At 72.1% G+C, this 24,138-nt stretch carries 26 protein-coding genes; 15 read left to right on the top strand and 11 right to left on the bottom strand.

Annotated features, from left to right (window positions below; translation table 11 throughout):
- Positions 1–268 precede the first annotated feature (268 nt).
- Positions 269–1,162: a hypothetical protein gene (locus tag BJY16_RS29545; RefSeq protein ID WP_185042817.1), complete on the top strand. Its 894-nt coding sequence runs from the start codon at positions 269–271 to the stop codon at positions 1,160–1,162.
- A gap of 422 nt (positions 1,163–1,584) precedes the next feature.
- On the top strand, positions 1,585–2,763 hold the full coding sequence (locus BJY16_RS29540) for an IS110 family RNA-guided transposase (protein ID WP_185038372.1): 1,179 nt from the start codon (positions 1,585–1,587) through the stop codon (positions 2,761–2,763).
- Between the two features lie 91 nt (positions 2,764–2,854).
- Here the strand turns inward: BJY16_RS29540 and BJY16_RS29535 are convergent, their stop codons facing one another.
- Entirely contained in the window at positions 2,855–3,619 is a 765-nt protein-coding gene (locus BJY16_RS29535) for an IclR family transcriptional regulator (protein WP_203759224.1), read from the bottom strand.
- 77 nt (positions 3,620–3,696) lie between these two features.
- On the opposite strand from BJY16_RS29535, the gene hutH reads away from it, so the two are divergent.
- From hutH to hutI, 5 genes are read left to right on the top strand one after another with little or no spacing between them, the layout of a single operon-like run.
- Positions 3,697–5,253 (top strand): histidine ammonia-lyase, encoded by a 1,557-nt coding sequence (hutH, locus tag BJY16_RS29530; protein WP_185042816.1) that lies wholly within the window; start codon positions 3,697–3,699, stop codon positions 5,251–5,253.
- Positions 5,254–5,265: 12 nt separating this feature from the next.
- On the top strand, positions 5,266–6,936 hold the full coding sequence (gene hutU / locus BJY16_RS29525) for a urocanate hydratase (RefSeq protein ID WP_185042815.1): 1,671 nt from the start codon (positions 5,266–5,268) through the stop codon (positions 6,934–6,936).
- Positions 6,937–6,947: 11 nt separating this feature from the next.
- Positions 6,948–8,147 carry an allantoate amidohydrolase gene (locus BJY16_RS29520; RefSeq protein WP_185046730.1) on the top strand — a complete coding sequence of 400 codons (1,200 nt, stop codon included), beginning with the start codon at positions 6,948–6,950 and terminating at the stop codon, positions 8,145–8,147.
- A complete protein-coding gene (locus BJY16_RS29515) occupies positions 8,144–9,370 on the top strand; it encodes a formimidoylglutamate deiminase (RefSeq protein WP_185042814.1) in 1,227 nt (408 codons plus the stop codon). Before BJY16_RS29520 ends, BJY16_RS29515 begins: the two co-directional genes overlap by 4 nt.
- Entirely contained in the window at positions 9,367–10,539 is a 1,173-nt protein-coding gene (hutI, locus tag BJY16_RS29510; protein WP_185042813.1) for an imidazolonepropionase, read from the top strand. Before BJY16_RS29515 ends, hutI begins: the two co-directional genes overlap by 4 nt.
- Here the strand turns inward: hutI and BJY16_RS29505 are convergent.
- Positions 10,520–10,915: a DUF3224 domain-containing protein gene (locus BJY16_RS29505; protein WP_185042812.1), complete on the bottom strand. Its 396-nt coding sequence runs from the start codon at positions 10,913–10,915 to the stop codon at positions 10,520–10,522. The genes hutI and BJY16_RS29505 overlap by 20 nt on opposite strands.
- 185 nt (positions 10,916–11,100) lie before the next feature.
- On the opposite strand from BJY16_RS29505, the gene BJY16_RS29500 reads away from it, so the two are divergent.
- The 3 genes from BJY16_RS29500 (at position 11,101) to BJY16_RS29490 (ending at position 13,321) form a co-directional block, all read left to right on the top strand.
- The gene (locus BJY16_RS29500) at positions 11,101–11,517 is read left to right on the top strand and encodes an iron chaperone (RefSeq protein WP_185042811.1); all 417 of its coding nucleotides are present in this window, start codon (positions 11,101–11,103) and stop codon (positions 11,515–11,517) included.
- Between the two features lie 67 nt (positions 11,518–11,584).
- A complete protein-coding gene (locus BJY16_RS29495) occupies positions 11,585–12,373 on the top strand; it encodes an alpha/beta hydrolase family protein (protein ID WP_185042810.1) in 789 nt (262 codons plus the stop codon).
- 87 nt (positions 12,374–12,460) lie between these two features.
- On the top strand, positions 12,461–13,321 hold the full coding sequence (locus BJY16_RS29490; protein ID WP_185042809.1) for a cutinase family protein: 861 nt from the start codon (positions 12,461–12,463) through the stop codon (positions 13,319–13,321).
- A gap of 344 nt (positions 13,322–13,665) precedes the next feature.
- Here the strand turns inward: BJY16_RS29490 and BJY16_RS29485 are convergent, their stop codons facing one another.
- Positions 13,666–14,127, bottom strand: a complete 462-nt coding sequence (locus tag BJY16_RS29485; protein WP_185042808.1) for a hypothetical protein — start codon at positions 14,125–14,127, stop codon at positions 13,666–13,668.
- A gap of 302 nt (positions 14,128–14,429) precedes the next feature.
- A complete protein-coding gene (locus BJY16_RS29480) occupies positions 14,430–14,945 on the bottom strand; it encodes a hypothetical protein (protein ID WP_185042807.1) in 516 nt (171 codons plus the stop codon).
- Positions 14,946–15,314: 369 nt separating this feature from the next.
- On the opposite strand from BJY16_RS29480, the gene BJY16_RS29475 reads away from it, so the two are divergent.
- The 4 genes from BJY16_RS29475 to BJY16_RS29460 all read left to right on the top strand — a co-directional run bounded on the left by BJY16_RS29475 (position 15,315) and on the right by BJY16_RS29460 (position 18,347).
- Positions 15,315–16,256: an ABC transporter ATP-binding protein gene (locus BJY16_RS29475; protein WP_185042806.1), complete on the top strand. Its 942-nt coding sequence runs from the start codon at positions 15,315–15,317 to the stop codon at positions 16,254–16,256.
- A complete protein-coding gene (locus BJY16_RS29470; RefSeq protein WP_185042805.1) occupies positions 16,253–17,005 on the top strand; it encodes an ABC transporter permease in 753 nt (250 codons plus the stop codon). Before BJY16_RS29475 ends, BJY16_RS29470 begins: the two co-directional genes overlap by 4 nt.
- A complete protein-coding gene (locus tag BJY16_RS29465) occupies positions 17,002–17,763 on the top strand; it encodes an ABC transporter permease (protein WP_203759228.1) in 762 nt (253 codons plus the stop codon). Before BJY16_RS29470 ends, BJY16_RS29465 begins: the two co-directional genes overlap by 4 nt.
- A 149-nt stretch (positions 17,764–17,912) precedes the next feature.
- On the top strand, positions 17,913–18,347 hold the full coding sequence (locus tag BJY16_RS29460) for a hypothetical protein (protein ID WP_185042804.1): 435 nt from the start codon (positions 17,913–17,915) through the stop codon (positions 18,345–18,347).
- 30 nt (positions 18,348–18,377) lie between these two features.
- Here BJY16_RS29460 and BJY16_RS29455 read toward each other — a convergent pair whose 3' ends face one another.
- From BJY16_RS29455 to BJY16_RS29440, 4 genes are all read right to left on the bottom strand, one after another.
- Entirely contained in the window at positions 18,378–19,019 is a 642-nt protein-coding gene (locus BJY16_RS29455) for a trimeric intracellular cation channel family protein (protein WP_185042803.1), read from the bottom strand.
- Between the two features lie 65 nt (positions 19,020–19,084).
- Positions 19,085–19,492, bottom strand: a complete 408-nt coding sequence (locus tag BJY16_RS29450; RefSeq protein ID WP_185042802.1) for an SPW repeat domain-containing protein — start codon at positions 19,490–19,492, stop codon at positions 19,085–19,087.
- Positions 19,493–19,584: 92 nt separating this feature from the next.
- Complete coding sequence (locus BJY16_RS29445; RefSeq protein WP_185042801.1) at positions 19,585–20,025, bottom strand: SRPBCC family protein; 441 nt, start codon at positions 20,023–20,025, stop codon at positions 19,585–19,587.
- A 16-nt stretch (positions 20,026–20,041) separates the two neighbouring features.
- Positions 20,042–20,473 (bottom strand): hypothetical protein, encoded by a 432-nt coding sequence (locus BJY16_RS29440; protein WP_185042800.1) that lies wholly within the window; start codon positions 20,471–20,473, stop codon positions 20,042–20,044.
- 190 nt (positions 20,474–20,663) lie between these two features.
- On the opposite strand from BJY16_RS29440, the gene BJY16_RS29435 reads away from it, so the two are divergent.
- On the top strand, positions 20,664–21,656 hold the full coding sequence (locus BJY16_RS29435) for an aminoglycoside phosphotransferase (protein WP_185042799.1): 993 nt from the start codon (positions 20,664–20,666) through the stop codon (positions 21,654–21,656).
- On the opposite strand, the gene BJY16_RS29430 is transcribed toward BJY16_RS29435, so the two are convergent.
- The 3 genes from BJY16_RS29430 to BJY16_RS29420 form a co-directional block, all read right to left on the bottom strand.
- On the bottom strand, positions 21,628–22,518 hold the full coding sequence (locus tag BJY16_RS29430) for a M15 family metallopeptidase (RefSeq protein WP_185042798.1): 891 nt from the start codon (positions 22,516–22,518) through the stop codon (positions 21,628–21,630). The two genes, BJY16_RS29435 and BJY16_RS29430, sit on opposite strands and share 29 nt — an antisense overlap.
- A 258-nt stretch (positions 22,519–22,776) precedes the next feature.
- Positions 22,777–23,334, bottom strand: coding sequence for a PadR family transcriptional regulator (locus tag BJY16_RS29425; protein ID WP_185042797.1), 558 nt, complete (start codon positions 23,332–23,334; stop codon positions 22,777–22,779).
- Positions 23,325–24,137 carry a crotonase/enoyl-CoA hydratase family protein gene (locus BJY16_RS29420; protein ID WP_185042796.1) on the bottom strand — a complete coding sequence of 271 codons (813 nt, stop codon included), beginning with the start codon at positions 24,135–24,137 and terminating at the stop codon, positions 23,325–23,327. Before BJY16_RS29420 ends, BJY16_RS29425 begins: the two co-directional genes overlap by 10 nt.
- Between the last annotated feature and the right edge of the window lies 1 nt (position 24,138).

The following is a 24,138-nucleotide window of genomic DNA, read 5'->3' as shown; positions in this document are numbered from 1 at the left end:
CGTACACCAAATTCTCTTTAAGTAGCGCGGGCCGGGGTCGGCGATCTGGCCGCTGCGCGTCCACAACAATCGCCGACCCCTTCCATGTCCGCGGGTGGTTCCACAAACCCACGCACAGCTCGCAGCACCCCAGACCCGCAGCGCGCCCAACGATCGCGACTGCCTACGCGGGAGCAGCCAACGCACGGGAACGGTCGGTGGCGGATGGTTTGGGATGTGCGGAATGGGATGATCGGCGGCGATGACGAATAGTGGGAACTTCACGGCGGTGGGCGTGGACTTGGGTGAGGTCGTGGCGCCGTCGGGGGTGATCGTGCTGGCCGGCGCGGGCTTTCTGGACGAATGGGCGGATCTCGGAGAGCCGCTGTCCGTTCGGGCGCTGCGGGCGGCGGAGGCGGGTGGCGCAACCCTGCGGGACTGGCTCGCGGAGGCGGTCGCGGTGCCGGCCGGTCCCGCGACAACCGGCCGTGTGCCTCGGCATGCCGCACCCCTGAGGGTGACCGCGGATGTGCGACCGGGCGCCTACGGGCCGGTCGATGACCGGGACGCGATCGCCGTGCTGACCATCGAGCTGAACGTGCCGTGGCCGGACGTGTCCTCCGGGACGGAGCCGGTGCCGCTGGGTGATCTGCCGGTGGATCGCTGCGGGATGGTTGTCGGCGATGCCCGAGCGCTCGACTCCTGGGTCGGCTTCCTGCGCGGTGAGCGAACCATCGATGGCTTGGCGGACGTGCGGATCCATGGCAAGGGTGCGCGGGAAGCCCGGGCACACTTCGACGTGCCTGCGCTCCCGATGTTCTCCGCGAAACGCGGCGACAGCCACGGCTGGCTCGACCTGCCCGTCGAGGTCGCCCGCGAGCGAGCTGCCGCGGTCAACGAATGGGCGGCGGCTCAGGGTCATTACCGGCACATGGCCGGAGTCTCCGTGCACAGCCACCAATATCTCGGGTCGCGGGCCGGCTGGCGGAGTCCCCTCGGCGCGGGACTGATCGACGTGGCGGGCTGTCCGATCCTGTTCGTGGCCTGGTCACCGATCGAACTCCAGCGTTTCGGCGGCGGCCGGCCGTCCGGGCAGGTCTATCCACTCACCCTGGAGAACGCCGACGGCGGGGCCGTGTTGCGCTGGCGAATCCCGCCGATGGAAGCGGAGGACGATCTGTAGCGGATCGCCTGGTCGAAAAGCTGACGTCGGCACGATCGTGGTAGACGGTCGCACGCACGATATACCGGACCCGGCGGTAAGAAACCGATTTCACACCGTGGTTTCAGATTTCTGGAACCACTCGCGGGCATTGAAGGACACGGCGATTGGTTTGGACGCGCAGCGGCCAGATCGCCGTGTCCGGCCCGCGCTACTTAAAGAGAATTGATGTACGACCGCGGCCCGGCCAGGCTTGGTCGAGGTGATCGGTAGGGATTCTCAGGCCCGCGCTGCCCACTCAGATGGCGGGGTGTGGCTTTCTCCCGGCTTGAACCCTGCCGGTCACCGTGGCGCGGAGTGGCTTGAGAGGGGTTTGCCCAGCTGTAAGTAGCGATGCCCTCCCGCCGGCGTTGTGTGCTGCGACGACGGGAAGGTTACCGACGATGGGTCAGCTGATCATTGGGGTCGATCCGCACAAGCGGTCCGCGACGATCGAGATCATCAACGAGCGTGAACAGGTACTGGCCCGCGGTAGGTACGGCACCGACACCGGCGGCTACCAGCAGCTGCTCGCTGCCGGCCGCCGTCACGCCGGCCGGGTGTGGGCGGTCGAGGGCTGTAACGGCATCGGCCGGCACCTGGCCCAGCGGCTGGTCGCCGACGGCGAAACCGTGCTGGACGTCCCGGCGAAACTCGCCGCGAAAGCCCGCAACTTCGACACCGGCCACGGCCGCAAAACCGACGGTCACGACGCCCACCACATCGCCGTGACAGCGCTACGCACCCCGGGCCTGCACCAGGTTCGTGCCGACGGCGCCACCGTCGCGCTGCGGCTGCTGGCCGACCGCCGCGACCAGCTCGGCGCCACCCGCACCGAGACCATCAACCGGCTGCACCAGCTACTGCTCGAACTGATCCCCGGCGGCGCGAAGAAGAACCTGACCACCGACCAGGCCCGCACCCTGCTCGAACGCGTCAGCGTCCCGGCCGGCGACATCGTCACCGCCACCCGCTATCAGCTGGCCGGCGACCTGGTCGACGAGCTCACCACCCTGGACACCAAGATCAAAGCAGCCAACCGGCAGCTGACGACCGTGCTGGCCGCCACCGGCACCCAGCTGACCAGCCTCAACGGCATCGGCCCCTCCGGCGCCGCCCGCCTGCTCGGCGACATCGGCGACATCCACCGCTTCCCGACCCGCGGACACTTCGCCACCTGGAACGGCACCGCCCCCATCGACGTGTCCTCCGGCGACCATCACCATCACCGGCTCAACCGGGCCGGGAACCGGCGCATCAACCGGGTCCTGCACATCATGGTCATCACCCAGCTCCGCTACGACACCCCCGCACGCGCCTATTACCAGCACAAACGCGCCGAAGGCAAAACCGCGATGGAAGCCATGCGAGCGTTGAAACGACGCCTGTCCGACACCGTCTACCGACAAATGATCAAAGACGCGGCAGCCGCAACAACCCCGGCGACGGATCCGGGAGGACACACGGGGGCGACTCGAAACTCCAGCGCGGCCGACCCAAACCCCAAGATCGACACTTCGGAAAAGTCACAACCCGGACCCGCCAACCACCACCCTAAAACATCCCCCACACCAACCCCTTGACAGAGGGGTGCCGGGAGCATGCGGTCCGCACCCCGGCGGACCCGCGTCGAGGAAGTTCTTGAAGTTGATCTTTCTGGATGGCGCGGAAGAGTCATGGGATGTGGCCCCGGATCCGGCGGGCCAGTTCGTTGGCGTGGTGGCGGACCTCGGTCACCAGAGGGGCGCGGTCGGTGGCTCCCTGGGGATAGGTCACGGCGATGCCGGCGATGGGCCAGCCGGAGCGGTCGCGGATGGCGACCGCGACCGACACCAGGCCTTCGGTGACCTCGCCGTCCTCGAGGGCGTAGCCCTGGCGGCGCTCCCGGATGAGGATGGCGCGCAGCTCGGACAGACGTGTCGGGCTGGACTCGACCCGACCGGCGAAGGCGGCGCGGTTCGGGAAGAGGGCGCGCAACTGGACGTCCGGGAGGGCGGCGAGCTGGGCCCGGCCGCTCGCGGTGATGTGGCTGGGCAGCCGGACGCCGACGTTGGTGACCAGCGGCGGGCGGCCCGGGGCGCGCTCCTCGACCAGGTAGATCACGTCGCGGCCGTGCAGCACGGACAGGTGCGCGGACTGCCGGACCCGGTCGACCAGCGCGGCCAGGATCGGCGCGCCGAGCCGGGCGAGCGGCTCCTGGCGGGCGAAGCCGGAGCTCAGCTCGAACGCGGCCAGCCCGATCCCGTAGCGCTCCACCTCCGGGTAGTGGATCACGAAGCCGTGCTGCTCCATCACGCCGAGCAGCCGGTAGACGGTGGAGCGCGGCAGCCCGAGCGCGGCCGTCACGGTCGCCGCCGGGACCGGGCCGCGCTGTGCCGACAGGTAGCTGAGGATCCGCAGCGTGTGATGCGCGGCCGGGGACTGTCTGGCGTCAGCCACCAGCACAGTCTCACATGTGGGACACCAGTTGACGCCACGCCCTCCCGGACCCCTGGCGGATGTGTTCGGATCGCCTCATGGCCTTCACGTCTCCTTCCTCTGGCCGGACCCGGTCCGTGCGGCTCGGCGCCGGTGCGCCGTCGCTCGCCGACGTGGTCGCGATCGCCCGCCACAACGCATCCATTGATATCGATAAAGAGGCCCTGGACGGGGTGGCCGAGACCCGGCGGCTGATCGAGGCGCTCGCCGACGACACCGAACCGCACTACGGGATCAGCACCGGCTTCGGCGCGCTCGCCACCAAGTTCATCAGCACCGACCGCCGCGCCCAGCTGCAGCAGAGCCTGGTCCGCTCACACGCGGCCGGCTCCGGCCCGGAGGTGGAGCGCGAGGTGGTCCGGGCGCTGATGACGCTGCGCCTGTCCACCCTGCTGACCGGGCGCACCGGGGTCCGGCCGGTGGTCGCCGAGACCTACGCCGCGGTGCTCAACGCCGGGATCACCCCGGTCGTCCACGAGTACGGCTCGCTCGGCTGCTCCGGGGACCTGGCCCCGCTCGCGCACTGCGCGCTGGTGCTGATGGGTGAGGGCGAGGCCCGCACCGCGGACGGCCGCCTGGTCACCGGCGGCGAGGCGCTCGCCGAGGCCGGCATCACCCCGCTCACCCTGGCCGAGAAGGAGGGGCTGGCGCTGATCAACGGCACCGACGGCATGCTCGGCCACCTCGCCCTCGCCCTGGCCGACCTGGACCGGCTGCTCTCCACCGCCGACCTGGCCGCCGCGATGAGCGTCGAGGCGCTGCTCGGCACCGACGCGGTGTTCGCCGCCGACCTGCAGGCGCTGCGCCCGCAGCTGGGCCAGGCCGCCTCGGCCGCGAACTTCCGCACGCTGCTGCACGACTCGCCGCTGATCGCCAGCCACAAGGGGCCGGAGTGCACCCGGGTGCAGGACGCGTACTCGCTGCGCTGCGCCCCGCAGGTGCACGGCGCGGCCCGGGACACGGTCGAGCACGCCCGGCTGATCGCCGGCCGGGAGCTGGCCTCGGCCGTCGACAACCCGGTGGTCACCCCGGACGGGCGGGTCGAGTCGAACGGCAACTTCCACGGCGCCCCGGTCGCCTACGTGCTGGACTTCCTGGCCATCGCGATCGCCGACGTGGCCAGCATGTCGGAGCGCCGCACCGACCGGATGCTCGACCCGAACCGCAGCCACGGCCTGCCGCCGTTCCTGGCCGACGAGGTCGGCGTCGACTCCGGGCTGATGATCGCCCAGTACACCGCGGCCGGGATCACCAGCGAGCTGAAGCGCCTCGCGGTGCCCGCCTCGGTCGACTCGATCCCGTCCTCGGCCATGCAGGAGGACCACGTGTCGATGGGCTGGGCCGCCGCCCGCAAGCTGCGCAAGGCGGTGGACGCCCTGGCCCAGGTCCTCGCCATCGAGATCATGACGGCTGCCCGGGGCATCGACCTGCGCGCCCCGCTGCTGCCCGGCACGGCCACCGGTGCGGTGATCCGGCTGATCCGCGACGAGGTCAGCGGACCCGGCACCGACCGCTTCCTGGCCCCCGAAATCGCGGCGATCGCCGCCGCGGTCCGCTCCGGTGCGGTGCTGGACGCCGCCGGACCCCTGCTCTGAGAGGCACTTGTCATGGCTGACTTCTCCGCCGGCGCCCGGCCGGTCCGGGCCCCCCGCGGCCCCGAGCTCACCGCCAAGTCGTGGCAGACCGAGGCCCCGATGCGGATGCTGATGAACAACCTCGACGCCGAGGTCGCCGAGCGCCCCGACGACCTGGTCGTCTACGGCGGCACCGGCCGCGCGGTGCGCAGCTGGGCCGCCTACGACGCGATCGTCGCGACGCTGCGGGACCTGGAGCCGGACGAGACGCTGCTGGTCCAGTCCGGCAAGCCGGTCGGCGTGTTCCGCACCCACGAGTGGGCGCCCCGGGTGCTGATCGCCAACTCGAACCTGGTCGGCGACTGGGCGACCTGGCCCGAGTTCCGCCGCCTGGAGCAGGCCGGGCTGACCATGTACGGCCAGATGACCGCCGGCTCGTGGATCTACATCGGCACCCAGGGCATCCTGCAGGGCACCTACGAGACGTTCGCCGCGGTCGCCGCCAAACACTTCGGCGGCAGCCTGACGGGCACCCTCACGCTGACCGGCGGCGCCGGCGGCATGGGCGGCGCGCAGCCCCTCGCGGTCACCCTGAACGGCGGCGCCGTGCTGATCGTCGACGTCGACGCGGCCCGCCTGCGCCGCCGGGTCGAGCACCGCTACCTCGACGAGATGACCGACGACTTCGACGCGGCGCTGGCCAAGGTGACCGCCGCGAAGAACGAGGGTCGCGCGCTGAGCGTCGGCCTGGTCGGCAACGCCGCCACCGTCTTCCCCCGGCTCCTGGCGATGAACGCGCCGATCGACATCGTCACCGACCAGACCAGCGCCCACGACCCGCTCAGCTACCTGCCCGAGGGGATCGGCGTCGAGGACTGGCACCGGCGGGCCGCCGAGGACCCGGAGGCCTTCACCAAGGCGGCCCGGGCCAGCATGGCCAAGCACGTCGAGGCGATGGTCGGCTTCCAGGACCGGGGCGCCGCGGTGTTCGACTACGGCAACTCGATCCGCGCCGAGGCCGAGCTGGGCGGCTACGACCGCGCGTTCGCCTTCCCCGGGTTCGTGCCGGCCTACATCCGGCCGCAGTTCGAGGAGGGCCGCGGCCCGTTCCGCTGGGCGGCGCTCTCCGGCGACCCGGCCGACATCGCCAAGACCGACCAGGCCATCCTCGACCTGTTCCCGGACAACGAGCCGCTGGCCCGCTGGATCAAGGCGGCCGGGGAGAAGGTGCACTTCGAGGGCCTGCCGGCGCGGATCTGCTGGCTCGGCTACCAGGAGCGGCACCTGGCCGGGCTCAAGTTCAACGAGATGGTCGCGTCCGGCGAGCTGAGCGCCCCGATCGTGATCGGCCGCGACCATCTGGATTCCGGATCAGTCGCCTCGCCCTATCGGGAGACCGAGGGAATGAAGGACGGGTCGGACGCGATCGCCGACTGGCCGCTGCTGAACGCGCTGCTCAACACCGCCTCCGGGGCGACCTGGGTGTCGCTGCACCACGGCGGCGGGGTGGGCATCGGCCGATCGATCCACGCCGGGCAGGTCACCGTCGCGGACGGCACCGAGCTGGCCGCGCAGAAGATCGAGCGGGTGCTGACCAACGACCCGGGCAGCGGCGTGATGCGGCACGTCGACGCCGGCTACGAGCACGCCGCCGAGGTCGCCCGGACGCGCGGGCTGCGGATCCCGATGCTGGAGCAGCGGTGACCGCCCCGGCCATGCTGGCCGAGATCGACGGCATCGGCCGGGACCCGGTCCGCGGCGGGCACTCCCGGCACCTGCTCGACGACGCCGACCGTGAGCTGCGCGAATGGTTCGTCAGCACGGCCAAGAACCTGGGCCTGGAGGTGGAGCGGGACGGCAACGCCAACCTGTGGGCCTGGTGGCACCCGGCCGCCGGCCCGGCCTACCCCGCGGTGATCACCGGTAGCCACCTCGACTCGGTGCCCGGCGGCGGCGCCCTGGACGGGCCGCTCGGCGTGGTCAGCGCCCTGGAGGCGGTGTCCCGGCTGCGCGCGGCCGGGCACCAGCCGGCCCGGTCGGTGGCGGTCGTGGTGTTCGCCGAGGAGGAGGGCGCCCGGTTCGGCGTCGCCTGCCTCGGCTCCCGGCTGCTCACCGGCGTGCTGCCGGCCGACAGGGCCCTCGACCTGACCGACGCGGGCGGGCACCGGCTGCGCGACGTGCTGGCCGAGAACGGCATCGACCCGGCCGGGGCCGGCGCCGACCCGGACCGGCTCGCCCGCGTCGGCGTGGTCGTCGAACTCCACGTCGAGCAGGGCAAACAGCTCGCGCCGCTGGGCGCGCCGCTCGGCCTGGCGACCACCATCCTGGCGCACGGCCGGTGGTCGCTGCGGATCACCGGGCGCGGCGACCACGCCGGATCCACCGAGCTGTCGTCGCGGCGGGACCCGGTCGTGGTCGCAGCCGACGTGATCAAGGCGGTCCGGCAGGCCGCGGTCGACGCGCCGACCGAGGCGCACGCCCGGGCCACCGTCGGGCGGTTGACCGTGACGCCGGGCGGCACCAACGCGATCGCCTCCGAGGTGGTGCTCTGGCTCGACGCCCGCGCCGAGCACGACCGGGAGGTCCGTGACCTGGTCGCGGCGGTCTCCGCGGCGGCTTCCCGGGCCGCCGCGGCGGAGGGCTGCGCCGTGACGGTCCAGGAGGAGTCGTTCTCCTCGCGGGTCGCCTTCGACCAGCAGCTCACCGATCGGCTCGACGGCGTGCTCGGCGGCATTCCCCGGATCCCGACCGGCGCCGGACACGACGCGGGGGTGCTGGCCGCTTTCGCGCCTTCGGCGATGCTTTTCGTACGCAATCCGGAAGGCGTCTCGCACGCGCCCGCCGAGACCGCCAGCGACGCGGACATCTCCCGGGGTGTCACGGCCCTGGCCGCCTGCCTGGCCGACCTGACGTGAGGATCTTCGCCCGGCGGCTCGTGCTGCCCGACACGGTCCGGGAGAACGTGCTGATCCACCGCGGGACGGTCACCGACGGCACCCCGGACACGCCCGCCGACCTGCGGCTGGGCACCGTCGTCCCGGGGTTCGCGAACACCCACTCGCACGCCTTCCACCGGCTGCTGCGCGGGCGGACCAACGCCGGCGGCGGCGACTTCTGGGAGTGGCGCCAGCGGATGTACGCCGTCGCCCAGTCCCTCGACCCGGACCTGATGTTCGAGGTGGCGCTGCTGGTCTACGGCGAAATGGTGGCGGCCGGCTACACCTCGGTCTGCGAGTTCCACTACCTGCACCACACCACGTCCGGGCAGCCCTATCCCCGGCACGAGATGGAGCTGGCGCTGGCCGCGGCCGCCACCGAGGCCGGCATCCGGCTCACCCTGCTCGACACGCTCTACCTGACCGGCGGGTTCGGGCAGCCGCTGCGGGACGAGCAGCGCCGCTTCGGCGACGGCAGCGTGGCCCGCTGGCTGGACCGCTGGCACGACCTGCGGTCGGTCCTGTCCGGGGCCACGCTGGGCGCGGCCTTCCATTCGGTACGGGCGGTCCCGCCGGACGCGCTGCGCGAAGCCGTGGCCGGCCTGCCCGGCGACGTCCCGCTGCACGTGCACCTCTCCGAGCAGCCGGCCGAGAACGCGGACTGCCTCGCGGCGACCGGCCTGACCCCGACCGGGCTCCTGGAGTCGGCCGGGGCGCTGTCGCCGCGGACCACCGTGGTGCACGCCACCCACCTGACCGACGCGGACGTGGCCACCCTCGGCGCGGCCCGGGTGACCGTCTCGATGTGCCCGTCCACCGAGGGCGACCTCGGCGACGGGCTGGGCCGGGCCCGCGACCTGGCCGACGCCGGGGCGCGGATCACCGTCGGGTCCGACCAGAACGTGACCGTGGACCCGTTCGAGGAGCTGCGGCTGCTGGAGCGCGGGGCCCGGCTGGCGTCCGGGCGGCGCGGGGTGTTCAGCCCGGCCGAGCTGTGGGCGGCCGGCGCCTCCGGGGAGGGCCTGGTCGAGATCGACACCGGTTCGGTCCGGACGCTCGGCACCCACCCGGCGGAACTGCTGATGAGCGCGACCGCGGCCGACGTGCGCACGGTGATCACCGACGGCGTGCTGCGCGGGCGGCCCGACCTGGACCGGGCGGTCCGGCTGTTCTCCCTGATCGAGGCGAAGGTGACCGGATGAGCGAACTGATCACGAACATCGGCGAGCTGTTCACCGGGCCGGCGGGCATCCTGCGTGACGCCGCCCTGGTGATCGACGACGGCCAGGTCGCCTGGGCCGGGCCGCGCACGGCCGCTCCGGCGGCCGACACCGCCGTCGACGCCGAGGGCGCGGCCGTGGTGCCCGGCTTCGTGGACAGCCACTCGCACCTGGTCTTCGCCGGGGACCGGGCGGACGAGTTCGACGCGCGGATGTCCGGGCAGCCCTACACCGCCGGCGGCATCCGGCGGACCGTCGCCGCGACCCGGGCCGCGTCCGACGAGGAGCTGGCCGCGCACACCGGGCGGCTGCTCGACGAGGCACTGCGCTCCGGCACCACGACCATCGAGATCAAGTCCGGGTACGGGCTGACCGTCGAGGACGAACGCCGCAGCCTGGCGATCGCGGCCCGGTTCACCACCGAGACCACCTTCCTGGGCGCGCACGTCGTCCCGGCCGAGTACCAGCCGGCCGCCTACGTCGACCTGGTCGCCGGCGAGATGCTCGACGAGGTGGCCGGGATCGCCCGGTGGATCGACGTGTTCTGCGACCGCGGCGCCTTCGACGTCGACCAGGCCCGGACCATCCTGTCCGCCGGGGCGGCCTGCGGGCTCGGGGTGCGGATGCACGCCAACCAGCTCGGGCCGTCCGGCGCGGCACGGCTCGGCGTCGAACTCGGCGCGGCCAGCGTCGACCACTGCACGTTCCTGACCGACGCGGACGTCGACGCGCTGGCCGGCTCGGCGACCGTGGCGACCTTCGTGCCCGGCGCCGAGTTCTCCACCCGGCAACCGTTCCCGGACATCGGGCGGCTGCGCGACGCCGGGGTCGGCTACGCGATCGCGACGGACTGCAACCCCGGGTCGTCGTACACCAGCTCGATGCCCTTCTGCATCGCCCTGGCGGTCCGCGAGATGCGGATGACCCCGACCGAGGCGCTGCTCGCGGCCACCGCCGGCGGTGCCCGGGCGCTGCGCCGCACCGACGTCGGGCACCTCACCCCCGGCGCGCGGGCCGACCTCGTGCTGCTCGACGCGCCGTCCTTCGTGCACCTCGCCTACCGGCCCGGCGTCCACCTGGTCAAGGCGGTCTGGCAGGGCGGTCGCCGGGCCACCAGGTGGCAGCCGGAGGTCACCCGGTCCGCAGGCTGAAGTCGAAGGTGTACCGGTGACGGGCGCCGAGATCCTCCAGGCTCAGCTCGCCGCGCAGGCCGAGCAGGTCCTCGGTGCCGGAGTCCGGGACCACCGTGACGGTCAGGCTCCGGCGGCCGCGGTCGATCCGGCCACAGTGCTGCAGCAGGAAGGTGCCGCGCCGGCCGTGCAGCTCGGCGTCGACCCGTTCGAGGCAGAGGTAGGCGGCGGACCCCTCGATCGCCGTGGCCACGCTGAGCACCTGGCCGGTGCCGGTGCCGGCCAGGTCACCGGTGTAGGTCCGGGTCACCCGCATCCGGCTGATCACCGGGTCGTCGGCGGGAAGCGGGTCGAACGCCACGTGGACCTCGCCCCGGGCATGACTGTCTGCTCTCATCGGTGACCAGCGTATGAGCCGGGATGGGCGGTTCGCGGCTTTTCCCGTGATCGCCGCCCGCCCCGGTCCATCGGGTTGCTCCGTGCCGGCTCCGTGGTGAGCACGGATGTGTCCGTGGTGGGCGGCAGGCGAGGCTGAGGGCACGACATCGCGAGGGACGCGTCGCCGGGACAGGGAGAACAGTCATGAACTTCACCGAGGAAGAGCGCGCCGCCATGAAGGAGCGGGCCGGCGAGGTGCGCACGGCCCGCCGCGGATCGCGGGCCAAGGCGGACCCGGAGGCCGAGGTGCTGGCGAAGATCGCCGAGATGGGCGACGCCGACCGGGCGCTGGCCGAGCGGCTGCACGCGATCGTCACCGAGACCGCGCCGGAGCTGACCCCCAAGCTCTGGTACGGCATGCCGGCCTACGCCCGCGACGGCAAGCTGGTCTGCTTCTTCCAGCCGGCCGCCAAGTTCAAGTCCCGGTACGCGACGCTCGGCTTCAACGACGAGGCGAGGCTCGACGACGGCGCGTTCTGGCCGGTCTCCTACGCGCTGACCGCGCTGAGCGCCACCGACGAGAAGCGGATCGCCGGCCTGATCCGGCAGGCCGTCGGCTGATCGGTCCCGGGAAATCGTCCGGAACGCCGGTTCCGTCGCTCGATGCCCGTGATTAGCGTTCCGCGGCATGCGGGGACTCGGGGTGATCATGGCGGCGGCGGCCCTGCTGCTGGTGGGCGGGTGCGGCGCCGGACCGCGGGCGCAGGCCAACCCGCCGGCCGCCACCGGGCCGCGGATCGTCACCCGGGTGGTGGCCTTCGCCCGCGGCAAGGACCGGCCACTGCCGACCACCCTTTGGTACGCCAGCGGGCCGGACGGCACCGGGATCGCCGCCGGGCGGCACCCGATCATCCTGTTCAGCCACGGCCTGAACGGGCTGCCGGAACAGTTCGCGCCGCTGGCCACCACCTGGGCCCGGGCCGGGTACGTGGTGGCCGCGCCGGCGTACCCGCACACCAACGCGCACGTCGAGGTGGACCGCGACGACATCCGGCGGCAGCCGGCCGACGCGGCCCACGTGCTGAAGCAGCTGGTCGCCGGGGACCTGGCCGAGCACCTGGACGGCGAGCACGTGGCGGCGGTCGGCTTCTCGGCCGGCGGCACCACCACGCTCGGCCTGTTCCGGAAGGGGCACTCGCCGGCGCTGCGGGCCGCGGTGTCGGTGGCCGGCCGGCGCCCGTCGACCGCCTTCGCCGGCCCGGCCGCGCCGATCCTGTTCCTGCACGGCGACCGGGACCCGGTGGTCCCGATCGAGGCCGGCCGGGCCGCCTACGACGCGGTCCGCTGGCCGAAACAGTTCGTCACGGTCACCGGCGCCGGCCACGGCCAGTACCTCAACCCCGGCGACCCGGACTATCCGGCCACCGCGCAGCGCATCCTGGACTTCCTCCGGAAGCACGTGCCCACCTCCGGCTGACCGGAAATGAACTCTCGCCGCCCCGCCGCCGTATCTCCCGGCACGTATTTGCACCACCAGTGCAAATGGAGCGAGAGGGGTGTGGTCATGACCAGCAAGCGGAAGCGGATCGCGCTGGGCGGCGTGGTCGCCGCGGTGACGGCCGGGGCCTTGGTCGTGGTGCAGAACAGCTTCGCCGCGACCATCCCGGGAGCCCGGACCCGAGCGGGAGCCGAAGCCACCGGCGCCACCGGGTCGCCGGCCACCGGACGTGCCGGGTCGTCGGCCACCGGACGTGCCGGGACCTCGGGCTCGGGACGTGCCGGGGTGTCGAGCGGGGGAAGCGCCGGGACCCGCGCCGCCGGGTGCTCCGACGTGAAGATCATCGTGACCCGGGCGTCCACCGAGGCGCCCGGCACCGGCATCATCGGCTCGCTGGCCCGGGCCGTCACCCGGGACAGCAAGCAGAGCGTCACCACCGAGGCGACCGACTACCCGGCCCTGCTGAACCCCTACCCACCGAGCGTCGCGGCCGGCACCCGCGCCCTCACCAAGCAGCTCACCGACACCACCGCCGCCTGCCCGGCCACCAAGATCGTCCTGATGGGGTACTCGCAGGGAGCGCACGTGATCGGCGACGTGCTGGCCGGCACCGGCCGGGTCGCCGGGTTCACCCGTGCCGACGCTATCCACGCCGGCATCGCCGACCGGGTGGTCGCGGTGGTGCTGATGGGTGACCCGCGGTTCGTACCGGGAAAGCCTTTCAACGCGGGCACCTCACGGACCCGCGGCCTGTTCCCGCGCGGTGCCGACGCGGCCCTGGACGCTTTCGCGGACCGCACCCAGTCCTTCTGCGACACCGGCGACAACTTCTGCGCCGGCGGCCGGAATGTCGCTGTCCACCTCGGTTACACCCGCAAGTACAACCGGGTGGCCGGCGCCTTCGTCCTGGACAGGATCGGCGGCTAGGCAGCCTGTCGGGTGTGATCACTCGCAGCCCGTGGTGGCCGGACATCTCCCTGGGGCTCTGTTCACCGACCCGGCGCCCGCGCCTCCCGGCACGGGCGCCGCACGGGTTCTCCATCCCGGAATGACCGATGATCTTCGACTGGCCCCGTTCCGGATCGACACGAACGAGGACGGCAGACCGCAGCTCTGGCTGTCCGGAGATGACATCGAGAAGGTCGACGACTCTTCGACGAACTCGACGCGGAGAGCTCATCACCGCCGCCGAGCTGGACGAGCCTCATCGTGAGGTCCGCCGCTCCGCCCGGGAAGCCGGTGACGTGACCGGCGGCCCGGCGCCGGACGCGTCAGTGGCAGCGGCCGCCGTGGCCGTCGGCGTCGGTCAGCAGCACGTCGTAGGTGCCGGGCAGGCCGGGGGTGACGCTGACGTACATCGTGCCGGCGGCGGACTCCTTGCGGGCGCAGAGAAGAGCCGCGTTCTCGCCGGGCTCCGGGGTCCAGCCGGAGAACTCCCAGCCGGCCAGCGCCGCGCGGTAGTACGCGGTGATCGCCGGGGTGTCATCGTCGGTGACCGCCCGGCTGGTGACCTGCCGGCCGGCGGCGGCCACGAGCGGGTCGAACTGGCAGCCGGCGACGACCTCGTCGGCACGGAAGCCGGGTGGGACGCGGGCCAGCACGTCGGCGGTGGCGAACTGCGCACTGCGGTCGTGGCACTGCGCCACCTGGGCGTCGTGCCATCGCGCCGCCCCGACGCCACCGCCGGCGAGCAGGACCAGAGCCGCACCGGTCACGGCCGCCGTCTTCACCATGCGAGCATGCTAGAGGAGCCGATCAAGCCAAAGCGAGCCCCGGCGCCGCCGGTCCGGAGATCGACACCGGTAAGCATGGACGGGGCGTCCCGCTGAGATGGACTCGCCTCTCCAGTGACCATGCGCTACCGTCCTTCCGCGCGCCGGGCAAAGGCACATGGGAAGGGTGCGTCATATTCAATTATGTTGCCCACGATGCAGGCTGTCGCCTGCGGAGGCATGAGCCGGTTCGAGTCCGGTAGCCCGGCGCGCCCGCTCAGCGACGTAATGAGTACGGCTCCGAGCGGCGAACATGAGCGGCTTCAGGAAAGGGCAGCGGCCCACACAGGAAACGGATCCGGAGTCCGCTGGCTGGATTCAGCCGAGTCTTCAACCTCGGTCAGCTCGTCCCAGGGAATGGTTCCCGGCTGCGCATCGGAGGCGGCAAGGCCAAGTACATCGGTGACATCGGGTGTCGGTCTGTAACGACCTCCGAACGGGAGCTCGTCGACCGTCTTGGATGTCAAGGAGCAGCGGAGCTGCCCCGCCTGTTCGTCGTACCAGCAGTAGAAGGTGCCAGGTCGGCCGCTGTGTCGCTTCGACAACTGCCGAACGACGTGTTGCAGCGCGGCGGCAACAGCGGCGAGGTCGAAGCCGATCGGCAGACTGTAGTGCCAAGTGTTCAGTCGACGCTCGACTTCCGGATTGTCCGCATGCAGATCGATCTCGGGATCGTCCAGGTACGACAGGACCATGACCGCCAGCGGGTCACTCGCGGCCACGTCGCCTGAGGCATGGGACATGTTCATCTCCGAGTTCTGAGGGACCTCGCCCGGCATGATCGCACGCGTTCCGGCCCGAGCAGTACGTATTACTCGAAGCAGAATCAAACGCCCTCTCATCGGCAGTTGAGGCCAGCGTGGCGGGAGGAAGGTTGCGCCTGCCCTGTCGGCTGGTCACGTTCGGTGGGATCGGGCGACTGTCGGCGGAGGACAGGCCCGGCGCCGGCTGCCGGGAGGTGGACCGGAGATCACCGTGGTGGACCGCTGGCGGGTGGAGGACGGGCTGATCACCGAGGGGTGGGAGGTGATCGAGCCGACGTCCGAAGTCAAGGCACATCTCGCGTGGTGGGCGCTCCGATAGTCGCAAAATTCCGGCGACCGGTTTACTTCTTGCGTACGAGAGTCGGGTTTTTATAGCGTGCCGTCGTGACCGAATCACCGGCGCTCGTCAGCGCACGCGGTTTGACCAAGACCTATGAGGGACCGCCGCCGCACACCGCGGTCGCCGCCATCGATTTCGAGGTGCGGCGCGGCGAGGCGTTCGGGTTCCTCGGCCCGAACGGCGCCGGCAAGTCCACCACCATGCGGATGATCGGCTGTGTCTCGCCGCGCAGCGGCGGCGAGCTGACCATCCTCGGGCACGACGCGGCCCGGGACCGGCGGGCGATCAAAGCGCGGATCGGCTCGGTGCCGCAGGACGACACGGTGGACACCGAGCTGACCGTGGAGGAGAACATCCTGATCTACGGCCGCTACTTCGGACTGGGCCGGGCGGTGATCCGGGAGCGGACCGAGCGCCTCCTGGAGTTCGCCCGACTCACCGACAAGCGCACCGCCCGGGTCCAGGAGCTGTCCGGCGGCATGCGACGCCGGCTGACCATCGCCCGGTCGCTGATCAACGAGCCGGACCTGGTGCTGCTCGACGAGCCGACCACCGGCCTCGACCCGCAGGCCCGGCACCTGCTGTGGGAGCGGCTGTTCCGGCTCAAGCAGGACGGCGTCACGCTGATCCTGACCACCCACTACATGGACGAGGCGGAGCAGCTCTGCGACCGGCTCGCGGTGATGGACGGCGGCCGGATCGTGGCGCACGGCTCGCCCCGCGAGCTGATCGAGCGGTACGTCACCCGCGAGGTCCTGGAGCTGCGCTTCCCGCTCGACCAGCACGACCTCGCCGCGGAGAAGGCGCGCGGGATCGGCGAGCGGCTGGAGGTGCTGCCGGACCGGCTGCTCTGCTACACCGCCGACGGCGAGAGCGCTCTGGAGGAGGTCCACCGCCGCGGCCTCGACCCGATCACCGCGCTGGTCCGCCGTTCCGGCCTGGAGGACGTGTTCCTCAGCCTGACCGGGCGGAGCCTGATCGAATGACGACGATCCTGGCGACCCGCGAGTTCGGCTACTGGTGGCACCGCTACCTGCGCACCTGGCGCGGCACCATCGTGATCAGCGTCGCCAACCCGCTGCTGTTCGTCACCGCGCTCGGTTTCGGCCTCGGCCAGCTCGTCGACCAGAACGGTGCCGACCTGCCCGGCGGCTCCTACCTGGCGTTCATCGGTCCCGGTCTGCTGGCCGCCTCGGCGATGCAGATGGGCTTCATCAACGCCGGTGGCCCGGTCTTCCAGTCCGCGCTCGCCGGCGGCAACTACCGGTCGGCGGTGACCACGCCGATGGAGCCGGCCGACATCCTCACCGGGCACCTGCTGTTCACCACGTTCCGGGCGGTCCTCGACTCGGCCGCGATCCTGCTGGTCCTGGTCGTCTTCGGGTCGATCGGCCCGGCGTCCGCGCCGCGTGCCCTGCTCGGCGCGGTGCTCACCGCCCTCGCGTTCGCCACGCCGATGGCCGCCTACGCGATCACCGTGGACCGGCCGGCCAAGCTCAGCGCCGCCTTCCGCTTCGTGATCATGCCGGTGTACATGTTCTCCGGCACGTTCTTCCCGGCCGAGCAGCTGCCGGACGGCCTGCGGCAGCTGGTCTGGCTCAGCCCGCTCTGGCACGGCGCCGAGCTGTGCCGCGGCGCCGGCGATCTCGCCGTCCACGTGCTCGTCCTGCTCGTGCCGATCGTCGCCGGCTACCTGGCCGGCCGGCGCACCTACACCCGGAGGCTGACCGCGTGAGCGCCGCCGTGCTCGTCGAACGCAACCTGATGATCTACAAGCACACCTGGTACGTGCTGCTCGCCGAGATCTTCGAACCGATCCTCTACCTGCTCTCCATCGGCGTCGGCATCGGCGTGCTGGTCGGCACGGTCACCGACGTGCCGGGCGGCGACCCGGTGAGCTACGCCAGCTATGTCGCGCCGGCGCTGCTGGCCACCGCGGCGATGAACGGCGCGATGAACGAGACCACGTTCGCCATGTTCGGCAAACTCAGGACCGACCGCACCTTCGAGTCGATGCTGGCCACCCCGCTCACCGAACGCGACGTGGCGCTCGGCGAGATCGGCTGGGCGGTGCTGCGCGGCACCGTGGTCAGTTTCGCCTTCCTCGCCGTGATCACCGCGCTCGGCCTGGTCCACTCCCCGTGGGCGCTGCTGGTGGTGCCGGGCGCCGCGCTGATCGCGTTCGCCTTCGCCACCGCCGGCGTCGTGGTCGTCACGTTCCTCCGTGACTGGCAGGACATGCAGTACATCCAGCTGGTGATGCTGCCGATGTTCCTGTTCGCCACCACGTTCTACCCGCTGTCGGTCTACCCCCGGCCGATCCAGATCGTGGTCCAGTGCCTGCCGCTCTACCAGTCGATCGAGCTGCTCCGCAATCCCGCCCTCGGCGTCCTCTCCCCGAAGATCCTGGTCGCCGCGCTCTACCTGGCCGCCATGGGCACGATCTGCCTGGTCGTCGCGGTCCGCCGACTCGCCCGCACCCTGGCCCGCTGACCGCGACAGGTCCGCTTCCGCTCACCGCCACCCACGCTTTCGGTACGCACGGAGCGCTCCCGCCGTACCGAAAACGTGGTGGTCGCAGTCGGAGAGCGCGCCTCGCCGAACCGGGAACGGCGGGCCGGCAGCTCGCCTAGCCTGGTGCGGTGGGCGCGTCCGGATGGCAATACGTGGTGCCGTACGACCCGAGGGTGCGGGCCGTCGTGCTGGAGTTGCAGCAGAAGGTATTCGACGAGCATGACTACTACTGGCCCGACCAGGAGCACGGCTGGCCGGCGACGATGCGTGAGCTGTTCGCTCAGGAATCGTTCAAGGAGTCCGGCACCCACTCGATCCTGGACATCATCGAGGTCATCCGGCCCGACGCGCCCGATGAGTGGGGCACCCTGCGGCACCTGGACGCGGAGGAGACCGCTCGATTCTTCGGGACGCCCACGCCGTCGGTGGCCGAGTTCGAGAGCGGGGTCGCCCGGCTGCGGCAGTCCGGTTCCCCGGGCGGCCGATGGGGTGGCTACGCGGTCGAACTCTACGAAGACGGTGTCCGCAGCCACTTCGGCATCTGGGGTATTTCGGGCGACTGAGACAGTCGTATGGGATCGGCCTCGGCCGTCTCACTTGACCGTGGCCTGACGACGGGTCCAGGCGCGGGGTGCGGTCCAGTGGCGGACCATCGCCGTCACGCGGAAGGCGAAGACGAAGACCGCCGCGGCCGGGGCGGCCACGCTCATCGGGGCGTCCAGGCGGGCGGCGACGGTGACCGCGGCCGCGCCGATCATCGCCGGGATGGCGTAGAGGTCGGTGTCCACCTGGACCAGGGCGGGCGTCTCCCGGGCGATCACGTCGCGCAGCAGGCCGCCGCCGACCCCGGTGGTCACGCCCAGCGCCGCGGACTGCACCGGCCCGAGCCCGAAATCCAGCGCCTTCAACGTGCCGGTCACGCAGAACAGGCCGAGGCCGGCCGCGTCGAACAGCAGCACGGTGAAGTGGATCCGCGACATCACCGGGTGCGCGAAGAACGCCACCACCGCCGCGGCGAGCGGCACCAGCAGATATTCGACCTGCCGGAACGCGGCCGGCGGGGTGTCCCCGATGATCAGGTCCCGGATCACGCCGCCGCCGGTCGCGGTCACCTCGGCCAGGATCAGGATGCCGATCGCGTCGAAACCCTTCTGGATGGCGGTCAGCGCCCCGGAGATCGCGAAGACGAAGATGCCGACCAGTTCCAGGATGATCAGCGCAAGATGACTCGACATGGGCCCAGTCTCCGGGCCGGCACGCCGGAAGCGGGTCAGCTCCGGGCAGGCGCGCCGGAAGAGGATCAGCCGCGCCTGCGGCCCAGCAACCAGCTGGCCGAGCTGAGACCGATCACCGCGGTGCCGACCAGGATGTCGTTCCAGGTGGTGGAGGGGACGTCGGAGTAGCCGCGGACGAACGGGGCGGCGATCACCCACGCGCCGACGGCCGCGGTGAGCAGCATCATCCAGGTGGTCCCGGCCGGCGTCATCACCCGCAGGTAGGCGAGCACGACCAGGCCCAGCCCGGAGATCACGTCGCTCCAGCCGGCGTACGTGTGCTGCGCCGCGTTGTGACTGAAGATCAGTGGCGCCGCGGTCAGCCAGACGCCGATGAGTACCAGCAGCTCACTCGGGCTGTGCACCAGCTCGGCGATCAGTCGCCGGGTGTCGCGGGCCGGATGCCAATGCCGCAGGGGTGGGCTCAGATGCATGGTGTCTCCCCGTTCACGCCGCTGACCAGCACTCCTGGAGAGGATCCCACGGGACCTCCGAGCCTCACCCGGGTTCGGCGAAGGTGGCCCGGTCAGCCCGCTTCGACGATCCGCTTCAGCGCGGCGAGGTCCTGCCGGTTGGCGTGGCGGACCGCGGCGGCCATCATCGGCGCGGTCACCCGCGCGAACCCGGTCGGCTCACCGCGGTTGCGCAGGGTCATCCGGGTCCGCCCGGCGCCGACCGGCTCCCAGGTGTAGGTGGTCTCCATCGGGAACGGGCCCTGCGCGGTCCGCATCACCAGCCGCTCGCCCGGCGCCAGCTCGACCACCTCGTAGGTGTAGGCCAGCCGCCGCCCGAGGAAGCGCGCCACGAAGTCGAGCCGCGAGCCGACCGCCAGCGGGCCGGGCGTGCGCCACTCGACCGAGTCGATGGCGCGGTACCATCGCGGCGCGTTCGTCGGATCGCCGGCGAACGCGGCCACCTCGGCACCGGGCCGGTCGATCACGATCTCGGTCAGGACGTCGACGCGCACGTCCCGATCCTGCACCTCAGCGGGCGCCGGCCGCCTGGCTCGCGATGAACTGGTGCAGCTTCACCCATTCGGTGTCGAGCAGCGCGCCGTAGAGCCGGGCGTCGTCGATCAGGTCGCGGGCCTTGTCGAAGTCACCGGCCAGGAACGCCGCGCTGGACGCCGCGTTCGCCCGCCGGCCGGCCTCCAGGATCTCGTCGGCGGTCCGGCCGACCACCTGCGGCATCCCGTGCTCCGCCACGTGCGCCCGCAGGAAGGCCTGCTCGGGCTCGCTGGCCCCGGCGATCTCGAAGACGTAGCCCAGGCTGTCCCCGGCCACCTCCCGGTAGGCCGGCGCCCACCGCTCCAGGATCAGCAACAGCTCACGCCGCCGCAGCTCGGCACGTCGCTTCTGCAGGTCGTCGGTTTCCGCCACCGCCGTCATCCGGTCCTCCCCCAGGCCGAAGATCATCGATCGCCCGCCAGTCTGCCCCCGGCAAGGTAACCCCAAACCACGCAGAGGACACGGCCCGGTAACGATACGTAGGGAAGCCCCCCACCGCTGTCCCCTTCCGGACATCGAGCCGCTTCAGGTCCGCTTCGGGTGCGATCCGCCGATTTCCGGTACGCCCACCGCCCCCGTGCTGCCGTAGCGTGGCCCGGTGGTCGATCAACACACGCTGACCCGCCCCCGGCTGGCGGACGCGCCGGAGTCCGTCCGGGCCGCGGTGTCCGACCTGCTCGGCGGCCCGATCCGCGGCGAGCGCCCGGCGCAGGCCGGCTTCACCCACGCCGTCGCCTCGGTGGTCACCGGCGACGGCGGGAGCCGGCTGTTCGTCAAGGCGGCGCCGGTCGGTGACGGGCTCGGCGAGGCGGTCGCGGCCGGCGTGGTCCTGGCCGAGGTGGTCGGCGACCTCGGCCCCCGGTTGCTGGGTCACGTGGCCGTCGGCGGGTGGCGGGTGGCGGCGTACGAGGTCGTCGAGGGCTCGGCGGTGACCTCGTGGACCGCCGCCGATCTCGCCGCACTTCTCCCGGTCGTGGACCGCATGCGCAAGGTCATGGAGCCCTGCCCGATCGCCGGCACGTCACCTTATGCGGAGGCGTTCCTGCCGATGCTCGGCGCGTGGCAGGCACTGGACCGGGCCGGCACCCCGGGTCGGGGCGGATCCACCGTGCGGCCGTTCGACCCGGGCGGCTCCGCCGCGACCCGGGTCGACCATGTGCGCGGGCGGTCGCTGCCGGTCGACGTGCCGATCGCGGTGCTCGCCGAGCTGGAGAGCCGCTGGCTGGACGTCCTGGGCGACGGCGCCGCCCTGCACCACGGCGACCTGCGCCGGGACAATGTGATCAGGGAGCCCGGCGGCCGCCTCCGGATCGTCGACTGGACCCACCTGTGGACCGCGCCGGGCTGGCTGGACCTGGTCCGGCTCGCCCCGGACGTGGCCGCGTGCGGGCATGACCCGGAGCAGCTGCTGCGTCGCTCGGCCTGGGCGGACGCCCCGGACGACCAGGTGAACGTGGCCCTCGCCGGGCTGGCCGGGCGCGCCTGGCGGGACGGTCACCTGCCCGAGGTGCCCGGGCTGCGGCGGATGCAGCGCGAGCAGGGGCGGCACCTGCTGCGGTGGCTCAGCCGCCGGTGGCGGAGAAGTGCATGAAGTCCTTGAGCGACCGGTAGTCGCCACCCCACTTCCAGCCGATCGCCGCGAACGCCCGCACCACCGGCCCGTCCGGCTCGATCATGCCGGGCCGGACGTCGTCCCGGTCCAGGTAGGAGGTGGCCAGTTCGGGCAGCACCACCTTGCCCCGGTGGTAGGGGTTCTGGAACGGGTTGATGTCCACCGCCAGCCCGTAGGAGTGCTGCGACCAGGAGGTGCGTCCGCGGACCGGGCGGCAGGCGTACGCGTCGGTGCCGTTCCCGTCCCCGGTCGGCGGCGCGTTCAGCTCGGCGGTGCTGGTCACCCGCATCCGCTCGATCGGGTAGCCGTCGGCGAACAGCCGGCCGAACACCTTCGTCAGGCCGGTCGCCGCCGTCTTGTTGACCAGCAGCTCCCCGGTGTGCGGGAGCCCGTCGAAGCCGCGGAAGCTGACCGTCACGTACCGCAGGTCGGTGGCCTTGACCGGGCACTCCGGACTCCACGAGGAGCGGGCCAGCACGCTCGCCGGCACCGCCTCGACCGTCGAGTGGAACCGCCCGTCGGCCGGCGGCGGCAGCTCGTCGGTCGTCACGATCGACCGCCGCCGCAGCTCCGGCGGCGTGTCCTGGGCCGCCGCGAACCCGTTCGCCCCGACCCGCAGCTCCCGGGTCCCGAGCCAGGCCGGCGCCGCAGTCGCGCTGCCCCGCGACGGTGTCGCGGCCGGCGCGGCGGACGAGGGCCCCGCGGTGACCGACGTGACCGGCGCGGCAGCGGACGGCTCCACCGCGTACGGATCACCGGAGCAGCCCGCCGCGACCCCGCAGGCGAGCAGAGCCACCACCAGCCGCCGGGCGTGCCGCGTCTTGTCGATCGCTCTCGCCATGTCCACCCGCTCCGTCGGTCACCAACTGCCTCGCGGCCCAGTCTGCCAGTGCGGCAAAACCCGCCCGTGGTTCAGAGATCCCGGCGCGCACGGTCCTCGGCTGGCTCACACGGGTCCCTCAAGTCCCTTGAGGGACCCGTGTGAGCCAGCCGGACACGGCGCGGCGCGCTGCGGTCCGAGCCACGGCGGGTCCTCGCGCGCGGGTGCGCACGGGACTGTGCGGTGGGCGTACCGGAAAGCGGGTTTGACCGGGAAAGGTCAGCTGGGGAAGCGGCGGGCCAGGATGTCGAGGGCGAGGGTGCCCCAGGCGATGTTGTCGCGCTCGAAGCTGATGCCACGCTGCAGCGTCAGGTAGGGGCCGATCCGGTTGCCGGTGGCCAGGAACTCCTCGTGGCTGCGCGGGCCCAGGATCTCGGCGAGCGACGCCTCGTAGGTGGCCACCCGCTGCCGGCTCTGCTCGATCCGGGACTCGATCGCGGCCCGGACGCTGCCGACGTCGGCGTGGCTGAGCGCCTCCACCTGGACCAGCAGCTCGTCGCGGACCGTGGTCGGTTTCGGGTCCTGTCGGGTGAACGCGTGCAGCGCCGCCCGGCCGGCCTCGGTGACCGAGAACAATCGCTTGTCCGGGCGGCGGTCCTGTTTGACCATCCGGGCCGAGAGCAGTCCCTCGGCCTCCATCTTCTCCAGTTCGCGGTAGAGCTGCTGCGGGGTGGCGGTCCAGAAGTTGGCCACCGACACGGAGAACCGTTTGGCCAGGTCGTAGCCGGAGGACTCGCGGTCGATCAGTGCTGCCAGCAGGGCGTTCCTCAGGGCCACAGGCGCATCTTACGGGCCCGCGGACGGAACGCCGGGGCCTCCTTCTTGAGCACGGCGCGGCGCAGGATGCCGGTGTTCGGCAGGCGCAGCAGCCGGATCTGCTCCCAGCGCTCGCGGGCGAAGGTGCGGCGGGCGCTGCTGGTCAGCGCGCCGTCGATCAGGCGCTTGGCGGCGGCCAGCGCGTCCGGCGATTTGACCAGCAGGCTCTCGGCGAACGCGGTGGCGGCCTTGATCGGCTCGTCGCTGAGCTCGGTGACCAGGCCCAGCCGGGCGGCCTCGGCGCCGCTGAACTGCTCGGCGGTCATGGTGAGCTTCTTCGCCACGTCGACGCCGACCACCTCGGTGAGGCTGCGCACGCCGGTCATGTCCGGGATGATCCCCCACTTGCCTTCGAGGACCGACCACTTCGAGTCGGGGGTGGCGAAGCGCAGGTCGGCGGCGAGCGCGATCTGGATGCCGCCGCCGTAGCAGTGGCCGTGCACCGCGGCGATCACCGGGACCGGGACGCGCCGCCACGCCCAGCAGGCCTCCTGGAACTTGTTGGTGCCGCGCCACGGCGCCGGCAGGAACGCGCGCACGATCCGGCCGGGCGACTTCAGCGTGCCGGCGATGTCCAGGCCGGCGCTGAACGACGGGCCCGCACCGGCGATCACCACGGCGCGCACGGTGCGGTCCCGGCGCAGCTGCCGGGCCACCGCGATCAGCTCGTCCAGGGTGTCGAGGACGAGGGCGTTCAGCTTGTCGGGGCGGTTGAGCCGCACCTGGGCGATGCCACCCTCGACGGACACGGACACATACTTCACG

The organism is Actinoplanes octamycinicus (genome assembly GCF_014205225.1).
Taxonomy (GTDB): domain Bacteria; phylum Actinomycetota; class Actinomycetes; order Mycobacteriales; family Micromonosporaceae; genus Actinoplanes; species Actinoplanes octamycinicus.
This window is presented reverse-complemented; position numbering and strand designations above follow the sequence as displayed.

Bases quoted from the DNA above. Each gene is read 5' to 3' on its own strand.
- BJY16_RS29450 (WP_185042802.1), bottom strand. From the start codon at position 19,492: ATGCATCTGAGCCCACCCCTGCGGCATTGGCATCCGGCCCGCGACACC.
- BJY16_RS29490 (WP_185042809.1), top strand. From the start codon at position 12,461: ATGACCAGCAAGCGGAAGCGGATCGCGCTGGGCGGCGTGGTCGCCGCG.
- BJY16_RS29520 (WP_185046730.1), top strand. From the start codon at position 6,948: ATGCTGGCCGAGATCGACGGCATCGGCCGGGACCCGGTCCGCGGCGGG.
- BJY16_RS29470 (WP_185042805.1), top strand. From the start codon at position 16,253: ATGACGACGATCCTGGCGACCCGCGAGTTCGGCTACTGGTGGCACCGC.
- hutH (WP_185042816.1), top strand. From the start codon at position 3,697: ATGGCCTTCACGTCTCCTTCCTCTGGCCGGACCCGGTCCGTGCGGCTC.
- BJY16_RS29540 (WP_185038372.1), top strand. From the start codon at position 1,585: ATGGGTCAGCTGATCATTGGGGTCGATCCGCACAAGCGGTCCGCGACG.
- BJY16_RS29500 (WP_185042811.1), top strand. From the start codon at position 11,101: ATGAACTTCACCGAGGAAGAGCGCGCCGCCATGAAGGAGCGGGCCGGC.
- hutU (WP_185042815.1), top strand. From the start codon at position 5,266: ATGGCTGACTTCTCCGCCGGCGCCCGGCCGGTCCGGGCCCCCCGCGGC.
- BJY16_RS29440 (WP_185042800.1), bottom strand. From the start codon at position 20,473: ATGATCTTCGGCCTGGGGGAGGACCGGATGACGGCGGTGGCGGAAACC.
- BJY16_RS29480 (WP_185042807.1), bottom strand. From the start codon at position 14,945: ATGCCGGGCGAGGTCCCTCAGAACTCGGAGATGAACATGTCCCATGCC.
- BJY16_RS29495 (WP_185042810.1), top strand. From the start codon at position 11,585: ATGCGGGGACTCGGGGTGATCATGGCGGCGGCGGCCCTGCTGCTGGTG.
- hutI (WP_185042813.1), top strand. From the start codon at position 9,367: ATGAGCGAACTGATCACGAACATCGGCGAGCTGTTCACCGGGCCGGCG.
- BJY16_RS29485 (WP_185042808.1), bottom strand. From the start codon at position 14,127: ATGGTGAAGACGGCGGCCGTGACCGGTGCGGCTCTGGTCCTGCTCGCC.
- BJY16_RS29455 (WP_185042803.1), bottom strand. From the start codon at position 19,019: ATGTCGAGTCATCTTGCGCTGATCATCCTGGAACTGGTCGGCATCTTC.
- BJY16_RS29505 (WP_185042812.1), bottom strand. From the start codon at position 10,915: ATGAGAGCAGACAGTCATGCCCGGGGCGAGGTCCACGTGGCGTTCGAC.
- BJY16_RS29430 (WP_185042798.1), bottom strand. From the start codon at position 22,518: ATGGCGAGAGCGATCGACAAGACGCGGCACGCCCGGCGGCTGGTGGTG.